13 protein-coding genes are annotated in these 16,043 nt (G+C 73.1%); 7 read left to right on the top strand and 6 right to left on the bottom strand.

What is annotated here, in order from left to right; all coding sequences use genetic code 11:
• Positions 1–32: 32 nt before the first annotated feature.
• The gene (locus ACVCAH_RS19045; protein ID WP_447137509.1) at positions 33–1,094 is read right to left on the bottom strand and encodes an NAD-dependent epimerase/dehydratase family protein; all 1,062 of its coding nucleotides are present in this window, start codon (positions 1,092–1,094) and stop codon (positions 33–35) included.
• 164 nt (positions 1,095–1,258) lie between these two features.
• On the opposite strand from ACVCAH_RS19045, the gene ACVCAH_RS19040 reads away from it, so the two are divergent.
• From ACVCAH_RS19040 to eccCb, 7 genes are all read left to right on the top strand, one after another.
• Positions 1,259–2,620 carry a molybdopterin-dependent oxidoreductase gene (locus tag ACVCAH_RS19040; protein WP_447137508.1) on the top strand — a complete coding sequence of 454 codons (1,362 nt, stop codon included), beginning with the start codon at positions 1,259–1,261 and terminating at the stop codon, positions 2,618–2,620.
• Positions 2,613–3,077, top strand: a complete 465-nt coding sequence (locus ACVCAH_RS19035) for a hypothetical protein (protein WP_447137507.1) — start codon at positions 2,613–2,615, stop codon at positions 3,075–3,077. The genes ACVCAH_RS19040 and ACVCAH_RS19035 overlap by 8 nt, the downstream gene beginning before the upstream one ends.
• A 158-nt stretch (positions 3,078–3,235) precedes the next feature.
• Entirely contained in the window at positions 3,236–3,628 is a 393-nt protein-coding gene (locus ACVCAH_RS19030) for a hypothetical protein (RefSeq protein ID WP_447137506.1), read from the top strand.
• Between the two features lies 1 nt (position 3,629).
• The gene (locus ACVCAH_RS19025) at positions 3,630–6,071 is read left to right on the top strand and encodes a DUF4132 domain-containing protein (RefSeq protein WP_447137505.1); all 2,442 of its coding nucleotides are present in this window, start codon (positions 3,630–3,632) and stop codon (positions 6,069–6,071) included.
• A 10-nt stretch (positions 6,072–6,081) separates the two neighbouring features.
• Complete coding sequence (locus ACVCAH_RS19020) at positions 6,082–7,695, top strand: hypothetical protein (RefSeq protein ID WP_447137504.1); 1,614 nt, start codon at positions 6,082–6,084, stop codon at positions 7,693–7,695.
• Between the two features lie 80 nt (positions 7,696–7,775).
• Entirely contained in the window at positions 7,776–8,225 is a 450-nt protein-coding gene (locus ACVCAH_RS19015) for a hypothetical protein (RefSeq protein WP_447137503.1), read from the top strand.
• Between the two features lie 3 nt (positions 8,226–8,228).
• Positions 8,229–12,572, top strand: a complete 4,344-nt coding sequence (gene eccCb, locus ACVCAH_RS19010; RefSeq protein ID WP_447137502.1) for a type VII secretion protein EccCb — start codon at positions 8,229–8,231, stop codon at positions 12,570–12,572.
• Between the two features lie 10 nt (positions 12,573–12,582).
• Here the strand turns inward: eccCb and ACVCAH_RS19005 are convergent, their stop codons facing one another.
• From ACVCAH_RS19005 to ACVCAH_RS18985, 5 genes are all read right to left on the bottom strand, one after another.
• On the bottom strand, positions 12,583–13,068 hold the full coding sequence (locus ACVCAH_RS19005; RefSeq protein WP_447137501.1) for a hypothetical protein: 486 nt from the start codon (positions 13,066–13,068) through the stop codon (positions 12,583–12,585).
• A complete protein-coding gene (locus ACVCAH_RS19000) occupies positions 13,058–13,372 on the bottom strand; it encodes a hypothetical protein (protein ID WP_447137500.1) in 315 nt (104 codons plus the stop codon). Before ACVCAH_RS19000 ends, ACVCAH_RS19005 begins: the two co-directional genes overlap by 11 nt.
• A 147-nt stretch (positions 13,373–13,519) precedes the next feature.
• Complete coding sequence (locus ACVCAH_RS18995; RefSeq protein ID WP_447137499.1) at positions 13,520–14,299, bottom strand: MerR family transcriptional regulator; 780 nt, start codon at positions 14,297–14,299, stop codon at positions 13,520–13,522.
• 46 nt (positions 14,300–14,345) lie between these two features.
• Entirely contained in the window at positions 14,346–15,107 is a 762-nt protein-coding gene (locus tag ACVCAH_RS18990; RefSeq protein ID WP_447137498.1) for an ABC transporter permease, read from the bottom strand.
• Positions 15,104–15,913 (bottom strand): ABC transporter ATP-binding protein, encoded by an 810-nt coding sequence (locus ACVCAH_RS18985; RefSeq protein ID WP_447137634.1) that lies wholly within the window; start codon positions 15,911–15,913, stop codon positions 15,104–15,106. Before ACVCAH_RS18985 ends, ACVCAH_RS18990 begins: the two co-directional genes overlap by 4 nt.
• Positions 15,914–16,043 lie beyond the last annotated feature (130 nt).

Below are 16,043 nucleotides of genomic sequence, written 5' to 3'. Positions count from 1 at the left end.
GGGTGGCCGCTCAGGCGGGCAGAGCCGCCCGCTCAGGCGGGCAGGGCCGCCGGCTCGCGCAGCGGGTCGGTGGCGAACGCCGCCACCCCGGCGGCGAACCGGACCCGCGCGGTGTAGCCGAGCAGGTCGGCCGCGCGGGCCGGGTCGGCGACCACGTGCCGCACGTCGGCCGGGCGGGCGCCGCCGACCACCACCGGCGCCGGTCCACCCATCGCCGCGGCGAGGGTGGCGGCCAGGTCGCCGACGGTGCGTGGCTCACCGGAGCAGACGTTGACGGCCACCAGGGGCTGTGGCGGCGGCGTGCCGAGCGCGAGCAGGTTGGCCCGCGCCACGTCGGTGACGTGCACGAAGTCCCGCCGCTGCCGGCCGTCCTCCAGCACCGTGGGGGGCCGCCCGTCCGCCAGCGCGGACCGGAAGAGCGAGGCCACCCCGGCGTACGGGGTGTCGCGGGGCATCCGGGGCCCGTAGACGTTGTGGTACCGCAGCGCCCACACCTGCCCGCCGGTCTGCCGCGCCCAGGCGCCGGCCAGGTGTTCCTGGGCCAGCTTGCTGGCCGCGTACGTGCTCTGCGGCTCCAGCGGCGCGTCCTCGGGCACCAGCAGCGGGGTAAGGGTGGTGGCGCAGCGCGCGCACGTCGGGTCGTAGCGGCCGGCGGCCAGGTCGGCGGCGCGCCGCAGGGCGGGGCGGACGACGCCGTGGCGGGCGCACTCGTAGCGCCCCTCGCCGTAGACGACCATCGAGCTGGCCAGCACCAGGCGGCGCACACCGGCCCGGTGCATGGCAGCGAGCAGCACCGCCGTGCCGTAGTCGTTGTGACTGGCGTACGCCGGGGCGTCGGACGGGTCCAGCCCGTGCCCGACCATCGCCGCCTGGTGGCAGACCGCGTCGACCCCGGGCAGCAACCGGTCGAGCAGGTCGGGGTCGCGGACGTCGCCCACCACCGGGTCGTGCCGCCGCGACCACCCGGGCAGGTCGGCGCCGTGCGCCTGGGGCAGCAGCGCGTCCAGCGCCACCACCTCGTGCCCTGAGTCGGCGAGCAGGTCGGCGACCTGCGACCCGATGAACCCGGCCGCGCCGGTGACCAGTACCCGCATGCGGTCAGGGTAGGTCGGTGGGAGGCGGTGGCGGGCCGGGTCGGCGCGGCCGTAAGCACCTCGCAACATCGTCCCGCCCCGGTGGTGGGAGCGGCCGGGTCGGTAAGGCTCCCGTAATCGGGCAACCGGGGCTCGACCACCATCGCCGCCTCTAGCCTGCGGGAGTGAGCACCGACAGCAGCTCTCCGGACGGGCCGGCCGAGCCCGACCGGGTCGGGTACGGCTGGCCCCGGCGGTGGTGGCGCTTCCTGGCCGAGCACCCCCCGCCCGGCGCGTCGACGGCGAACCGCCGCTGGCGCAGCCCGCTGCGCGGACCCTGGCTCACCGCCGTGTTCGGCGCGGTGCTGCTGGTCACCCTGCCCCTGGTGATCATCACCGGGCTGCTCGACTACCTCGCCTACAGCCCGCAGTTCGGCCAGGCCTTCCCGCGCGACGTGGGGTGGCTGCAGCTGCCGCAGTTCGACTGGCCTACCCGCCCGTCCTGGCTGTTCCGGCTCACCCAGGGGCTGCACGTGACGCTCGGGATCATGCTGATCCCGGTGGTGCTGGCGAAGCTCTGGTCGGTGATCCCGAAGCTGTTCGACTGGCCGCCGGCCCGCTCGGTCGCGCAGGTGCTGGAACGGCTGTCGCTGCTCCTGCTGGTCGGCGGCATCCTGTTCCAGACCGCCACCGGGCTGCTGAACATCCAGTACGCGTACCTGTTCGGATTCGACTTCTACACCGCCCACTACTTCGGCGCCTGGGTGTTCACCGCCGCCCTGGTCGCGCACGTGGGGCTGAAGCTGCCGCGGCTGGTCTCCGCGCTGCGGTCCCGCCCGCCGCGCAGCGAGCTGAGCACCTCCCGGGCTGCCACCCGTCCCGAGCCGCCGGACCCGGAGCGGCTGGTGCCCGCCCACCCCGGGCCGGCGACGATCAGTCGCCGCGGCGCCCTCGGCCTGGTCGGCGGCCTCTCCCTGCTGCTCGGGGCGCTCACCGTCGGGCAGAGCCTCGACGGGGCGTGGCGGCGCACCGCCCTGCTGCTACCCCGCGGGCGGGAGCCCGGTGCGGGGCCGAGCGGCTTCCCGGTCAACCGCACCGCCGTCGCCGCCGGCGTCCGCGCCGCCGACACCGGGGAACGGTGGCGGGTGACCCTGCGGGCCGGCGGGCGGACCCTCGCGCTGGACCGCGCCGCGTTGCTGGCCATGACCCAGCACACCGCCCGCCTGCCGATCGCCTGCGTGGAGGGCTGGTCGACGCTGCAGACCTGGACCGGCGTACGCCTGCGCGACCTCGCCGCGCTGGTCGGGGCGGGCGACCTCGCCTCGGCGCAGGTGCGTTCGCTGGAGCGGGCGGGACTGTTCAACCAGGCGACCCTGCAGGCCAACCAGGTGCTGGACGGCGACTCGCTGCTCGCGCTGACGGTCAACGGGGCCGACCTCTCCCCCGACCACGGCTACCCGGCGCGGATCATCGTCCCCGCACTGCCCGGGGTGCACTGCACCAAGTGGGTCAGCGAGATCGAGTTCCGGGCGCGTACCGATGACTGAGGTGCGGTCCCGGTTCCGCGCGACGTACGGCGCCGGCGGGCGGCACCTGCTGCTGATGGCGACCGCCTTCGCGGTCACCGGGTGGGTGGCGCTCCGGCTGGCCGGCGAGCCGACCGCCGGGCCCATGCTGGTCTGGTTCGTCGGCGCCGTGGTCGCCCACGACCTGGTCCTGTACCCGGTCTACGCGCTGGCCGACCGGGTGTTGCGGCGGGCCGCCCGCCCCCCGACGGCCGGACCGTCGCTGGTGAACCACGTCCGGGTGCCGGCGCTGGCCGCCGCGTTGCTGTTCCTCGTCCACCTGCCCGGCATCCTCCGGCAGGGCCGGCCGACCTACCTCGCCGCGACCGGCCAGGACCAGCAGCCCTTCCTCGGCCGCTGGCTGCTGGTCAGCGGCGTCCTCTTCCTGGCCAGCGGCGCGGTGTACGCGCTGCGCCGGCTCCGCGCGCGACGCCGCTGACCCGGCCCTCGCCGCTGTCGGTGGGTGCCGGTGCCGGTCGCACCGCGCCGCCGGGCGCGCGGTCGCCGTAAGTCGCGTCCGGCGTCGCGGACGCGGGCGGCAAAGCGTCGGACGGTGCTGCCATGATGCCGGCCACACCGAGACGAGGAGTAGCACGGATGGCCACGGTGACGGTCCGGGACGAGACAGCGACAGGGAAAGCGATCGACTGCTGGCCGATGCCGGGCCTGCCCGACCGGATCACCGCCCGGGAGCTGGTCCGGTTGCGGGTCCGCGAGGAGGTGGCCCGGTTCAACGCGAACCGTCCCGAGCACTTCCGTGGGCTGGTGCAGCCGACCGACACGGAGGCGACGTTGAACGGCTACCGGGTCGCCCGCGACCGGCGGCTGGACTGGGAGAACCAGGCGGATGCGGCGTGCGTCGCGTTCGCCCGCAACGGTTTCGTGCTGCTGGTCGGTGACCACCAGGTCGACGACCTGGACGAGGAGATCGACCTGCGCGCCGACCCGGACGTGGCGTTCGTGCGGCTGGTGCCGCTGGTGGGCGGCTGAGGTGGGCGGCTGGCAGGCCCTGCTGCCCGACCTGACGCCGTCGGAGCGGGAGCAGGTGGAAGCCGGGCTGGCCGAGGCGGACGCGCGGATCCGGGAGGTGCTCGGCAGGGCGTCCGGCTACTACTGGGGGCCGGTCACCCGGATCCCGGAGTGGGCGTCGGTGGTGGCCTGGCCGGCGCCGGAGCGTCGACTCGGCGCCCTCGCCCTGCACCGGGCGGTCACCATCGCGTCGCTACCGCTCGGGCTGAACTCCGCGGTTCGCGCTCTCGCCGACGGTGGCCTGCCCTGGCGACGGGCGGACCTGCTCTGGTGCCTGCACACCATCGCCGATGGCGGGGCCTGGGAGAACGGAGTCCACCTGGAACTGCCGACGGTGATCGCCGTCAGCCTGGCCCCGGCGGACCTGGTCGACCTGGCGCCGGCGCTGTCCGGGCTGCTCACGGAGCTCACGAACGATCCCTTCGTGGCCCGGGAGCCGCGGCGTCGGGCCGTCCAGCTGATCGGCGGGGCGGTCGACCGCGCGGTCGACCGGCGGGTGCCGTACTGGCTGCTGCACGACGGCGACGCGTTCGGCCCGCGGGTCCGCGCCGAACTGGGCGACGTGCTCGCCGCGCCGGGTGTGGCGGAGCTGCTGGTGCACTGCGCCGCACTGACCCGGCCCAGTCCGTCGGCGACCTGGCTGCGCCGGCTCGACGAGCACCTCGCGACCGCACCGGACGGTCCCGATGTCGTTCGCGCGGTCCTGGAGATCTTCGTCGCGCACGGCCGGTCCGTGCACGACGACACCGACCCGCTGCTGCGCGGGCTGGTGTGGGCGCTGTCGCGGGCCGGCGACGACGCCGCAACCGACCTGTTGGCGCGGGTGACCGCCGTCGCGTCGGCGGCGCCCCGGGAGGCCCCCGGCTACCCGCACGCCCAGCGGACGGCGATCGCCGCCGTGCAGTTGCTGGCGGAGCGCCGGGGCGAGGCGCCGGTGCGGACCCTGGCCCGGCTGGCCGTGACGGTGAAGAACAAGGCGGTGCAGAGCCGGGTCCGGACGGCGCTGACCCAACTCGGCGCGTTGCGCGGGTGGTCGTTCAGCGAGGTGATGGAGCTGGCGGTCGACGACCACGGGCTCGACCGTGACGGGCGCCGGCGCAGCCGGGTGGGGGCGTACGACGCGACGGTCGAGGTGGTGGGCGAGAAGGCCCGGCTGACCTTCGCCCGGGACGGCCAGCCGTTGAAGGGCGTTCCCGCTGCGGTCAAGCAGGAGCACGCAGACCAGCTCAGGCAGTTGCGGGAGCTGGTCAAGAGCGTCGGCGCGACGCTGACGGCAGAGCGCCAGCGGGTGGAGGGGTTGTTGTCCGAGGAGCGCACCTGGGCGTACCCGGACTGGGTGTCCCGGTTCCTGGAGCACCCGGTCACCGGGACCTACGGGCGGCGGCTGCTCTGGGAGACCAGCACCGACGGGCGCCGGTGGGCGGCCGGCCTGCCCCGGCGCGACCCCGACGGTTGGGCGGTGGTGGGCCTCGACGGCCGGCCCGTGCGCGGCGACGAGGTCCGGCTGTGGCATCCGATCCGGGCGGCGGTGCCAGAGGTCGCGGGGTGGCGTGAACACGTCCTCGCCGCCGCGGTGCGGCAGCCGTTCAAGCAGGCCTTCCGGGAGGTCTATCTGCTCACGCCGGCCGAGGAGGAGACCCGCGGCTACTCCAACCGGTTCGCCGCCCACATCCTGCGCTACCGGCAGGCGAACGCGCTCATGCGGGTTCGTGGCTGGCAGGCCGGCTACCTCGGCTACTGGGACGGCGGGTACGAGAGCGAGGCGACCAAGCTGTTCGGTGGCGGCCTGTGGCAGGCGTCCTTCCACCACCAACTGGTGGAGGAGGTGGACGGACGCGGCTACGACGTCCAGTACTGCTCGACGGACCAGGTGCGCTTCGCCCGGCGCGACGGGGCGATCTGGGAGCCGGTGCCGGTGGTCGACGTCCCACCGATGGTGTTCACCGAGGCGATGCGGGACGTTGACCTGTTCGTCGGGGTCACCTCGATCGCCGCGGATCCGCAGTGGGCCGACCGTGGCGAGGACCGGTTCCACGCGTACTGGCGGCGCAGCGTCGTGGCCGAGCTGACCCCGTCGGCGGAGATCCGCCGGGACGCGCTGGCCCGGCTGCTGCCGCGGATGCGGATCGCCGACCGGGTGGAGCTGTCCGAGCGCTTCCTCCACGTCCGGGGCAACCTCGGCAGCTACCGAATCCACCTCGGCTCCGGCAACATCCTGATGGACCCGAACGACGCCTACCTCTGCATCGTCCCGGCGCGGGACCGGACCGGCCGGCTGCACCTGCCGTTCGAGGACGATCCGATGCTGTCCATGATCCTGTCCAAGGCGATCATGCTGGCCGCCGACGACACCATCACCGACCCCACCGTGCTCCGCCAGCTCGGCGTGCCGGCGGGCTACTGAGGAGGCTCTGGTGAAAGCGGACGACGGCTTCATGCCGGTCTTCGTGTCGCACCACCAGTTCCAGATCGGCGACGGGACGGAGCGCGGCGACCACCTGGATCTCTACACGGTCGGCGACGACCTGCTCCAGGTCACCGGCCGATCCCAGCTCACGGTGCTGACCGGGCCGCACACCGCTGATGTCGGGGTGCGGCTCGTGGTGCTGGCGTCGCCGCCGCCGGCGGACATCCAAGGTTGGAACGCCGCTGCCGAGGCGACGGTGTGGCTGCCGGACGGCCGGATCAGCGTCTGCGGGCTGATGGGCGACTGCCCGGCGCCCTTGCGGCGGGTGGAGGTGGGCCGGCCGGGGCTGTTCCGGGTGCGGGTCCAGTCGCGTGACCGCACGCCGGAGGGCGCCCCCGCCGTACCGGACGCCCCGGAGCGTTACCAGGTCACCGTGTGGCCGGTGGACGAGGATCCGGGCTTCCGGACGTTACGCCGCGACGACCTGCCGTCCCCGGGGTGGACGCCGAAACCGGCGCGCGCCGCCGGCTGGGCGATGCTGCGGCTGGTCACCCTGGCCGATCCCGACCCTCGGGAGGTGGCGCTGCGCCGGGTGGCCACCGGGAACGGCGAGACGCCGGTCCACCGGCCGGCCGGCCGGGTGGCGGTACGACGGCACCGCACGATGCCCGTCAGGCGCGCGACGGACCTGCTGCGCCGTCCGGCCGACCTGCTCGGCGCGACCGTCCACGGCGACGAGTTGATGCTGCCCGCGGGCGGGCTGGAGATCCGCCTGCGCGCCGCTCCCACGACCGGCGGGCTGGACGCCCAGTGGCGGTGGGCGCCGAAGCCGGGATCGGCGAGCCGGGTGCCCGACGCCCGGAGCAGCACGGTCGAGGTCCGCGTGACACCGGCTTCCGGTGACGGCACCGCGGACCTCGCCGTCGTCCACCGCTCCGTCCAGGCGCCGGACGCCATCCTGCTCGGGCTGATCTGGGACCACCTGCTCGACCGCCTCCTGGAGTCCCCGACCGGGGGCGGTGACCCGCCGCATCCGTGGGAACCAGTGTTCGCCGAGCTCGCCGCCAGGGCCGCGGCCGCCACCGCCAAAGACCGTCGTCGCCGCCTGGAGTACGAGGCCCGTCGGTGGAGCGGAGCACCGCCGTCCGAACGCCTCCGCCGGTTGCCCGCCAACACGATCGGTCTGGCCCGCCTGGATCGAGCGTTCCTCGACGCGCTGGCGGAGGCTGCGTCCGACGTCCAGCGGGCCGTCGCCCGATGGGGCGCCCGCCGGGCGTGCACCCTCGCGGGGCTGGCCGGCATCGACTGGATCGCCCGGGCGTTGACGGCCCTCGACCGGGGCGAGCCGCTGCCGCCACCCTTCGACGACGACCACCAGGCATGGGCGCGCCTGTGGGCCGACGACCGGGTCCCGTCCACCGCGGTCACGACACCGGACGGCACCCCCAACTGCTCCCAGCAGGCGATCGCGCTACCGGCGATCCACGCCGCGGCCCACGAGGACGCGCTGGCCGGCGCCGTCGACACCGTCTACTTCGCCGCGCTCGCCGCCGGCGCCGGCCACCCGGAGGTGCTCGCCGAAGCGAACGTCACCCTCGCCGACCTCTCCGCCGGAGGGTAGAAGGCCGTCCTCGCGCCGGGCGACGACCATCGGGGTCGCGGCGGTGGTGTTGAATGTAGACACTCGTACGGAGGTGTGCTGTGACCGAGCTTCTGCTGTCGATCCAACCGCGACCGTCGACGCCCGCCGAGCGGGTGGACGAGTTCGCCCGCCAGCTGGCGGACGACCTGCGCACGGTGCCGGGGCTGCGGGTCGCGCACGCCCAGTCGGCGGCCGACGGACCCGGCAAGTCGCAACAGGCGTGGGAGCTGGGGATGCTGGCGGTGGGCGGCCTCTTCTCGGCCGCCAGCCTGCGCGCCCTCGCGTACGTCGCCGTCGCCTACGCCAACCGGGTCAAGGCCCGGTCGATCACGTTGCGCAGCGGCGACAACGAGTTGGTGATCACCGGATCGACCCGGGTCGACGCGCGTCTCGTCACCGAGCTGACGCAGCTCCTCGGCGGCACACCGGCGACCAGCGCCGAGCTTCCGGCCCAGCCGGAGCGGCGGCCGGTGGCCGGCCAGCACGGTGGCGGCGCCGCCGGGAGCTGACCCGTGGGAGAGCGCCGTGCCCTGCTGATCGCCAACGACCGCTACATCGACGAGTCGCTGACCGACCTCTACGCGCCGCGGGAAGAGGCGCGTGACCTGCTGAGCCTGCTGGCCGACGCGGACGTCGGCGCCTTCGACCAGACCGTGCTGCTGGAGAACGAGTCGAAGAGCTCGATCGAGCGGGCGATCGAGTCGATGCTCCGGGCGGCGGGCCCGGAGGACCTGGTCCTGCTCTACTTCTCCGGGCACGGGGTGCGCAGCAGCAAACGGGGGCGGCTCTACCTCGCGGTCGCCAACACCGAGGTGGACCACCTCTCCTCGACGGCGGTGTCCGCGTCCTTCGTCCGGGAACTGCTCGACGAGTCCGACGCGGCCAGCTCGGTGATTCTGCTCGACTGCTGTTACAGCGGCGCCTTCGAGGGGCATGGCCTGAAGACGACCGACGACCTGGCCATCGACGGCGAGCTGCGCACCGGCTACGGCCGCTACGTCATCACCGCGACCAACTCGGTGGAGCGGGCCGACGACGGCCGGCCGGCCTCCGAGACCACGTCGCGGCTCCGCTCGGCCTTCACCGAGACCATCATCCAGGGGTTGAGCACCGGCGCGGCCGACATCACCGGGCAGGGCCGGATCACCCCGGACGACCTGTGGCGGTACGTGCGGCTGGAACTGCCGAAGCGCACCTCCTCCCAGTCGCCGTGCCAGTTCGGGCAGGCGAGCGACGAGGTGCACATCGCGCTGTCCCGGGAGGGGCACCACCGCCAGCGCCGCCGGCGGGACCAACGCGAGCCACGACTCGGCGACCTGCTGGGCCCGCTGGAACCCGGCGGGGACGTGAAGCTCTGCGCCACCGACTGGCGGCGACGGGGGCTGTTGAAGGTGCCGATCGGTCAGGCCCAGCGGATCGACCAGCCGGCCGGCGAGCTGGTCTGGCTCGACCTGGCCGCCTCGGAAGGGCATCTGCTCGTCGTCGGCCGGACCGGCACCGGCAAGACCACGCTGTTGTGCTCCCTCATCGCCGGGCTGGCGCTCACCCACTCCGACCGCGAGATCGCCTTCTACTGCCTGGAGTCGGGCGGGAACCTGCTCGGGCCGATGCGGCGGCTGCCGCACGTCCGCGCGGTCGTCGGCGACGACGAGGTGGGTGAGGTCCGGACGCTGCTCGACCTGCTGGAACAGGAGGTCCTCGACCGCAAGCAGCTGTTCCGGAGGCACGAGCTGGAGTCACCGGCGAGCCTGCGGGCCTGGCGGGCCGGCGTCGAGGGCAACCCCTATCCGGACGTGTTCCTGGTCGTCGACCGGTGGCAGGACTTCGCCACGCTGCTGCCGGACTTCTCCCCGCGGATGGTGGACCTCGCGAACAAGGGGCTGGGCTACGGGCTCCACGTCGTGGTGCTCGAACGCAGCTGGCGGGTCATCCCGGAGGAGTTGCTGGAGCTGCCCCAGGCCCGGATCGAGACCCGGTTGTCGCAGCCGCACGAGTCGCGGGTCAACCCGGACCAGGCCGCCCGCCTGCCGATGAACGTGCCGGGCTGGGCCATCTACGGCCGGCGCACCTTCCGGGTCGCGCTGCCCGACCTCACCGTCAGCGGGACCGATCCGGAGACGGAGATCGAGACCGAGGGCCGGCCGACGGGCGGGGCCCGGGCGATGGTGTCGCTGATCGCGGAGGCCTGGGGGATGCCCCGGATCGACGCCGGGCGGGTCGCGCGCCCCGACGCGACCAAGGCGCAGGACGAGTCGTTGGCCGTCCTCGACATCCCCGACTACGCCGCGCTGTGGAGCTTCACGGGGCACCGGACGCCGCTCGGACCGGACTACCTGCGGGTGCCGATCGGCGTCGACGACGGCGCTGCCCCGGTGCTGCTCGACCTGAAGGAGTCGGCGCAGGACGGGATGGGCCCGCACGGGCTGCTCGTCGGCGCGACCGGCTCGGGCAAGAGCGAGCTGCTCCGTACGATCGTCGTGGCGCTCGCGGCGCGGCACTCGTCGGCCGACCTCAACCTCGTCCTGATCGACTTCAAGGGCGGCGCCACCTTCAGCTCGCTGGAGGGACTCCCGCATACCAGCGCGGTCATCACCAACCTCGCGGACCAGCTGCCCCTGGTCGAGCGGGCGCGCGAGGCGCTCACCGGCGAGATGGTGCGGCGGCAGGAGCTGCTGCGGACGGCCGGCAACTACGTCTCCCGGCTGGACTACGAGCGGGCCCGGGACGCCGGGGCGCCGCTGGCGCCGCTGCCCAGCCTGCTGATCATCTGTGACGAGTTCAGCGAGCTGCTCGCCGCGCAACCCGACTTCATCGACCTCTTCGTGATGATCGGCCGGCTGGGCCGGTCGCTCGGCGTGCACCTGCTGCTGGCCAGCCAGCGGCTGGAGGAGGGCAAGCTGCGCGGGCTGGACACCCACCTGTCGTACCGGATCGGGCTGCGCACCTTCTCCGCGTTCGAAAGCCGCACCGTGCTCGGCGTGCCGGACGCGTACGAGCTGCCCAACGCTCCCGGCCACGGCTACCTGAAGACGAGCGCCGCGATGACCCGGTTCCGGGCCACGTACGTCTCGGCACCGCCGGCCCTCACCGGCGCCGACGCCGGTGCGACGGTGTCGCCGGAACTCGCCGGTCGCAGCCTGCTCCACGTCGTGGTGCACCAGTTGCGCGACGGCGGGCCGCCCGCGCACCAGATCTGGCTGCCGCCGCTGGCCGAGCCGCCCACCCTGGACGAGCTGCTGCCGCTGACCCGGGACCCCGAGCGCGGCCTCACCTCGGCCGTCGGCGCCGGCTCGCTGACCGCGCCGGTCGGCGTCGTGGACCGGCCGTACGAGCAGCGCCGCGACCCGTTGCTGGTCGAACTCGCCGGGGCCGGCGGCAACGTGGCCGTCGTCGGCGCCTCGCTCAGCGGCAAGAGCACCATGCTGCGTTCCCTGATCGGCTCGCTGGCGCTGACCCACACCCCGCGCGAGGTGCAGTTCTTCTGCCTCGACTTCGGCGGTGGCGCGCTGCGCAGCCTCGCCGCGCTGCCGCACGTCTCCGGGGTGGCCGGCCGGCGCGACACCGAGGCGGTCCGCCGCACGGTCGCCGAGGTGGTGGCGCTGCTCGACGGGCGGGAGACCCGCTTCACCGAGCGGGCTGTCGAATCGATGGCCAGCTACCGCCAGCGGCGCGCGGCCGGCGAGTTCACCGACGACCCGTTCGGCGACGTCTTCCTCGTCGTGGACGGCTGGAACATTCTGCGCCAGGAGTACGCCGAGCTCGAGGAGACCGTCACGCTGCTCGCCCAGCGCGGGCTCCAGTACGGCGTGCACGTGGTGCTCACCGCCATCCGCTGGTCGGAGCTGCGGCTCAGCATGCGTGACCTGCTCGGCACCAAGCTGGAGCTGCGGCTCGGTGATCCCAGCGAGTCGGAGTTCCAGCGGCGGATCGCGGCGAACGTCCCGGAGGCGTCGCCGGGACGCGGCCTGACCCGGGACCGGCTGCATTTCCTCACCGCCCTGTCCCGCGTCGACGGCAGGCACGGCGTCAACGACCTGGCCGAGGCGACGGCCGCGCTGGCGGACCAGGTCGCCGAGGCCTGGCGGGGCCCGTCCGCTCCGCCGGTGCGGATGCTGCCGCGCCGCCTCTCCCTGGTCGAGTTGAACGAGGTGAGCGACCCGTCCGCCGCGGGCCTGCCGATCGGCGTCGACGAGGCCTCGCTCGCGCCGGTCTACCTCGACCTGGACAGCGACCCGCACCTGACCGTGTTCGGGGACGCGGAGTGCGGCAAGAGCAACCTGCTCCGGCTGGTCGCCCAGCAGCTGGTGGCACGCCGCACGCCGGCGCAGGCGCGGCTGGTGGTCGCCGACTACCGCCGGAGCCTGCTCGGCGCGGTGCCGACCGAGCACCTCCTCGAGTACGCGCCGTCCAACCAGGGCTTCGCCCAGGCGCTCGCCTCGATCCGGGAGGCCATGACGAACCGGTTGCCCGGCCCGGACGTCACGACGGAACAGCTGCGGAACCGCAGCTGGTGGCGGGGGCCGGAGCTGTTCATCCTGGTGGACGACTACGACCTGGTGGCGTCGGCCGGCAACAACCCGCTCAGCGTGCTGCACGACCTGCTGCCCCAGGCCCGCGACGTCGGCCTGCACCTGATCCTCGCCCGCCGGGTCGGCGGCCTCGCCCGGGCGCTCTACGAGCCGGTGCTCCAGCGGCTGCGCGAGCTGGACTCCCCCGGGCTGCTGATGTCGGGCAACCGCGAGGAGGGGCAGGTGCTGGGCAACCTCCGGCCGCAACCGATGCCACCCGGTCGCGGCACGCTGGTACGCCGCCGCGACGGCGCCCGGCTCATCCAGACCGCCCTCGCCGAGCCCTGATCTCCCGGCGTCAGCGGGACGCCGCCAGCGAGGCGAGGACGTCGGCCGTGCGGGCCCGCGCCGCGTCGGCGTGGGCCATCGCCTCGGCGAGGGTGGCGGAGAGCCGCCGGGCGAGCGCTCGCACCGCCATCGGCGCGGCGCCGGCGGCCGGCGGAACGACCTCGCCGTCCGGCGTGACGACGAGCCCCAGCTGGTGCGCCTCGGCCACCGTCCGGCTGATCAGCTGTCCGGCCCTGGCCACCTCCCGGTCCCGGACCGCCAGCGCCTCGGCGACGGCCCGGTAGGTGTCGTGGGCTTCCTCCAGCCGCCGGACCAGGCGGCGCAGCGTCTCGTTGACGTTGTCGAGCCCGACCCCGGTCCGCCAGTGCTCGGGCAGGTCACGGTGCACCCGGTGAAGCTCGTCCGCGGCCTGCCCGGCGGCACGTGCCGCGTCCGCCCAGCGGTCGGCCGCGTCGGTGGCGGCGACGGCCAGGCGCCGGTGGAGGTCACCGGCCATCGGAGACCTCCCGGAGCAGGCGGGTCAGCCGGGCCGCCATCTCCTCGTCGACCGTCCGCACCGAACCGGCGACCTGCCGGACGATGCCGGCGAGGTCCTGCAGCTCGCGGGCGGCGCGGGGCAGCTCGTCCAGCCAGCGCGTCGCCGTCTCGTGCAGCGGTCGGCCGTCCGGGCCCGCCGCCGCCGGCAACTCGCCGCTGTCGGGCAACTCGACCGCCGCCAGGCGCTCCGCGACACCGGTCATCCGGTCCGCCAGGCCCGTCAGGCCCGCCGGATCCACGTCGAGCCAGCTCTCCCTGCCCACGGTCGCCTCCCGCCACCGTCGCCGTGCCGAAAGCCTAGATGAGTCAATGCCAAGCATGACGTGCGGTCTCAGTGGGCGTAGGCGGTCAGGGACCGTGGGACGGGTGCTTCGGTTCGGTCGTCGTGCCAGAGAACGCCGTGCCGGAGGTTAGTCGGGCGGCTCTGCCAGCCGCTCCATTCGGTTCCAACCGGACCAGCCGCGCTCACGCATTAGCTCCCGCATCCGCTCCACCCGCGGGTCGGCCTCGTCGGCAAGGTCGTCCAAAAGGTCATGCGGTAGATCGTCGTAAGCCTCCTCGCCGAGGTTGATCTCGCCGGAGATGTATGCCTGCTCGGCCAGGCAGGCCATGATGTCGGCAGCTTCCTCCAGACGCGGGTCGTCACCTGCGTCACTTTCGAAGATCGCCGACAGCACCCGATAGAGCCGGACGACTTGCGGGTCATCGAGCTGCGCGAGTTTCGCCGGCATCCACTCGCGGACCCGATCGGGCCAGCGGGCCGTAACCAAGATCCACCCGTCCCGCTCAGCTTCTACCATCCGCTCTGACGCCCCGATCTCCCGAAGCCGATCGAGATAGGAGACCACCTCCGGTGGGAGCGCCAGACCGTCCCCGGCAGCGAGCTGCGCGATCTGCTTGCGGCTGGTCTCAAGCCGTTCGATCTCGTCGCCCAGCTGGCTGTCGATCCTTCGGATTGCTTTGGCAAAGGTCGATGCGTCGGCTTCGAGCATCTGACCGATCTGGGACAGCGGCACGCCAGCGTTGGCGAGGGTGCGGATCTTGATGAGGGACACGACTGCCGTTGCAGCATACCGCCGGTAACCCGAAGCATCCCGTTCCGGCTCGGGCAGTAGTCCGATCTGGTGATAGTGCCGCACCGCCCGCACCGTGACGCCGGCATACGCCGCCAGTTGACCGATCGTCAGCATGCTGTAGATCCTGCCCTCAACTCGCCCAGACCCGGTCGACGCCGGCTCAGGAGATCCGGCGCCGGTAGGAGCTGTTGGCGAACATGTAGGCAACGACGAGGATGCCGACGCACCAGGCGAGGGCGGTCCAGATGTCGGTGCCGACCGGCTGCTGGGTGAACAGGTTTCGGATCGCGTTGACGATGGAGGTCACCGGCTGGTGCTCGGCGAAGGCGCGCACCGGGCCGGGCATGGACTCGGTGGGCACGAAGGCCGAGCTGATGAACGGCAGGAAGATGAGCGGGTAGGAGAACGCGCTCGCGCCGTCGACGGACTTTGCGGTGAGGCCGGGGATCACGGCGATCCAGGTCAGCGCCAGGGTGAACAGGACCAGAATGCCGGCGACCGCGAGCCACCCCAGCACGCCCGCCCCCGTGCGGAAGCCCATGAGGAGTGCGACGAGGACGACGACCACGAGCGAGATCAGGTTGGCGACCAGCGAGGTCAGGACGTGCGCCCACAGCACGGAGGATCGCGCGATCGGCATGGACTGGAACCGTTCGAAGATGCCGCCCTGCATGTCCAGGAAGAGCCGGTAGGCGGTGTAGGAGATGCCCGAGGCGATCGTGATGACCAGGATGCCGGGCAGCAGGTAGTTCACGTACGAGTCGGACCCGGTCTCGATCGCGCCGCCGAAGACGTAGACGAACAGCAGCATGAAGGCGATCGGCATGATTGCGGTCGTGATGATGGTGTCCGGGCTGCGGGTGATGTGGCGCAGCGAACGTCCCAGGAGGACGGCGGTGTCGCCGAGGAAGTGCTTGTTCATCGTTGTTCCTTGTCCGTTCTGGCACCGACGAGGGTGAGGAAGACGTCCTCGAGGGTCGGCTGCTTCTCGACGTACTCGACCTCGGCGGGTGGGAGGAGCTGCTTGAGCTCATTGAGGGTGCCGTTCACGATGATCCGGCCCTCGTGGAGGATCGCGATCCGGTCGGCGAGCTGCTCTGCCTCGTCGAGGTACTGAGTCGTGAGCAGCACGGTCGTGCCGCCCTCGGCGAGCTCCTTGACGGCCTGCCACACCTCGATGCGCGCCTCCGGGTCCAGCCCGGTCGTCGGCTCGTCGAGGAAGATGACCGGCGGGTTCCCGATGAGACTCATCGCGATGTCCAGACGGCGGCGCATGCCACCGGAGTACGTCGCTACCCTCCGGGTGCCCGCCTCGGTCAGCGAGAAGCGCCTCAGTAGGTCATCCGCGATCGCGCCCGGGTCCTTGAGGTGCCTCAGCCTGGCGACCAGGACGAGGTTCTCCCGCCCGCTGAGGATCTCGTCGACCGCCGCGAACTGCCCGGTGAGACTGATGGACTCGCGTACGTCGGCGGCCTGTGTCGCGACATCGAAGCCGTTGACCCGGGCAGTCCCTGTGTCGGCCTTGAGCAGCGTGGACAGGATCTTCACCACCGTGGTCTTCCCCGCCCCGTTTGAGCCGAGCAGGGCGAAGATGGTGCCCCGCGCCACTTCGATGTCCACGCCGCGCAGCACCTTCAGATGCTTGAACGACTTCTCCAGGCCTTGCACGTGTATCGCGGGCTGCGCGACCTGATCGGTTGTTGGCGGGATGCTCATGACAGCCAGCATGGAGGGTTGACGCAGCGTCAAGGTCAAGCCGCAGGGCGGATTCGATTCGTGCACTGACCCGAAAATCGGTGAAGGAGTGGGCAGGTGGCAGCACCCGGCGGAGCGTCAGCGGAGCCGGGTGCGGGCGGCT

The organism is Micromonospora sp. LZ34, assembly GCF_052981855.1.
The sequence above is the reverse complement of the archived record's forward strand: the minus strand, read 5'-3'. Positions and strand labels throughout refer to the sequence as shown.

Excerpts from the sequence above, each read along its gene's own strand:
- ACVCAH_RS19045 (WP_447137509.1), bottom strand. The coding sequence starts at position 1,094 with ATGCGGGTACTGGTCACCGGCGCGGCCGGGTTCATCGGGTCGCAGGTC.
- ACVCAH_RS19035 (WP_447137507.1), top strand. The coding sequence starts at position 2,613 with ATGACTGAGGTGCGGTCCCGGTTCCGCGCGACGTACGGCGCCGGCGGG.
- ACVCAH_RS19030 (WP_447137506.1), top strand. The coding sequence starts at position 3,236 with ATGGCCACGGTGACGGTCCGGGACGAGACAGCGACAGGGAAAGCGATC.
- ACVCAH_RS19005 (WP_447137501.1), bottom strand. The coding sequence starts at position 13,068 with ATGGCCGGTGACCTCCACCGGCGCCTGGCCGTCGCCGCCACCGACGCG.
- ACVCAH_RS18995 (WP_447137499.1), bottom strand. The coding sequence starts at position 14,299 with ATGCTGACGATCGGTCAACTGGCGGCGTATGCCGGCGTCACGGTGCGG.
- ACVCAH_RS18990 (WP_447137498.1), bottom strand. The coding sequence starts at position 15,107 with ATGAACAAGCACTTCCTCGGCGACACCGCCGTCCTCCTGGGACGTTCG.
- ACVCAH_RS18985 (WP_447137634.1), bottom strand. The coding sequence starts at position 15,913 with ATGCTGGCTGTCATGAGCATCCCGCCAACAACCGATCAGGTCGCGCAG.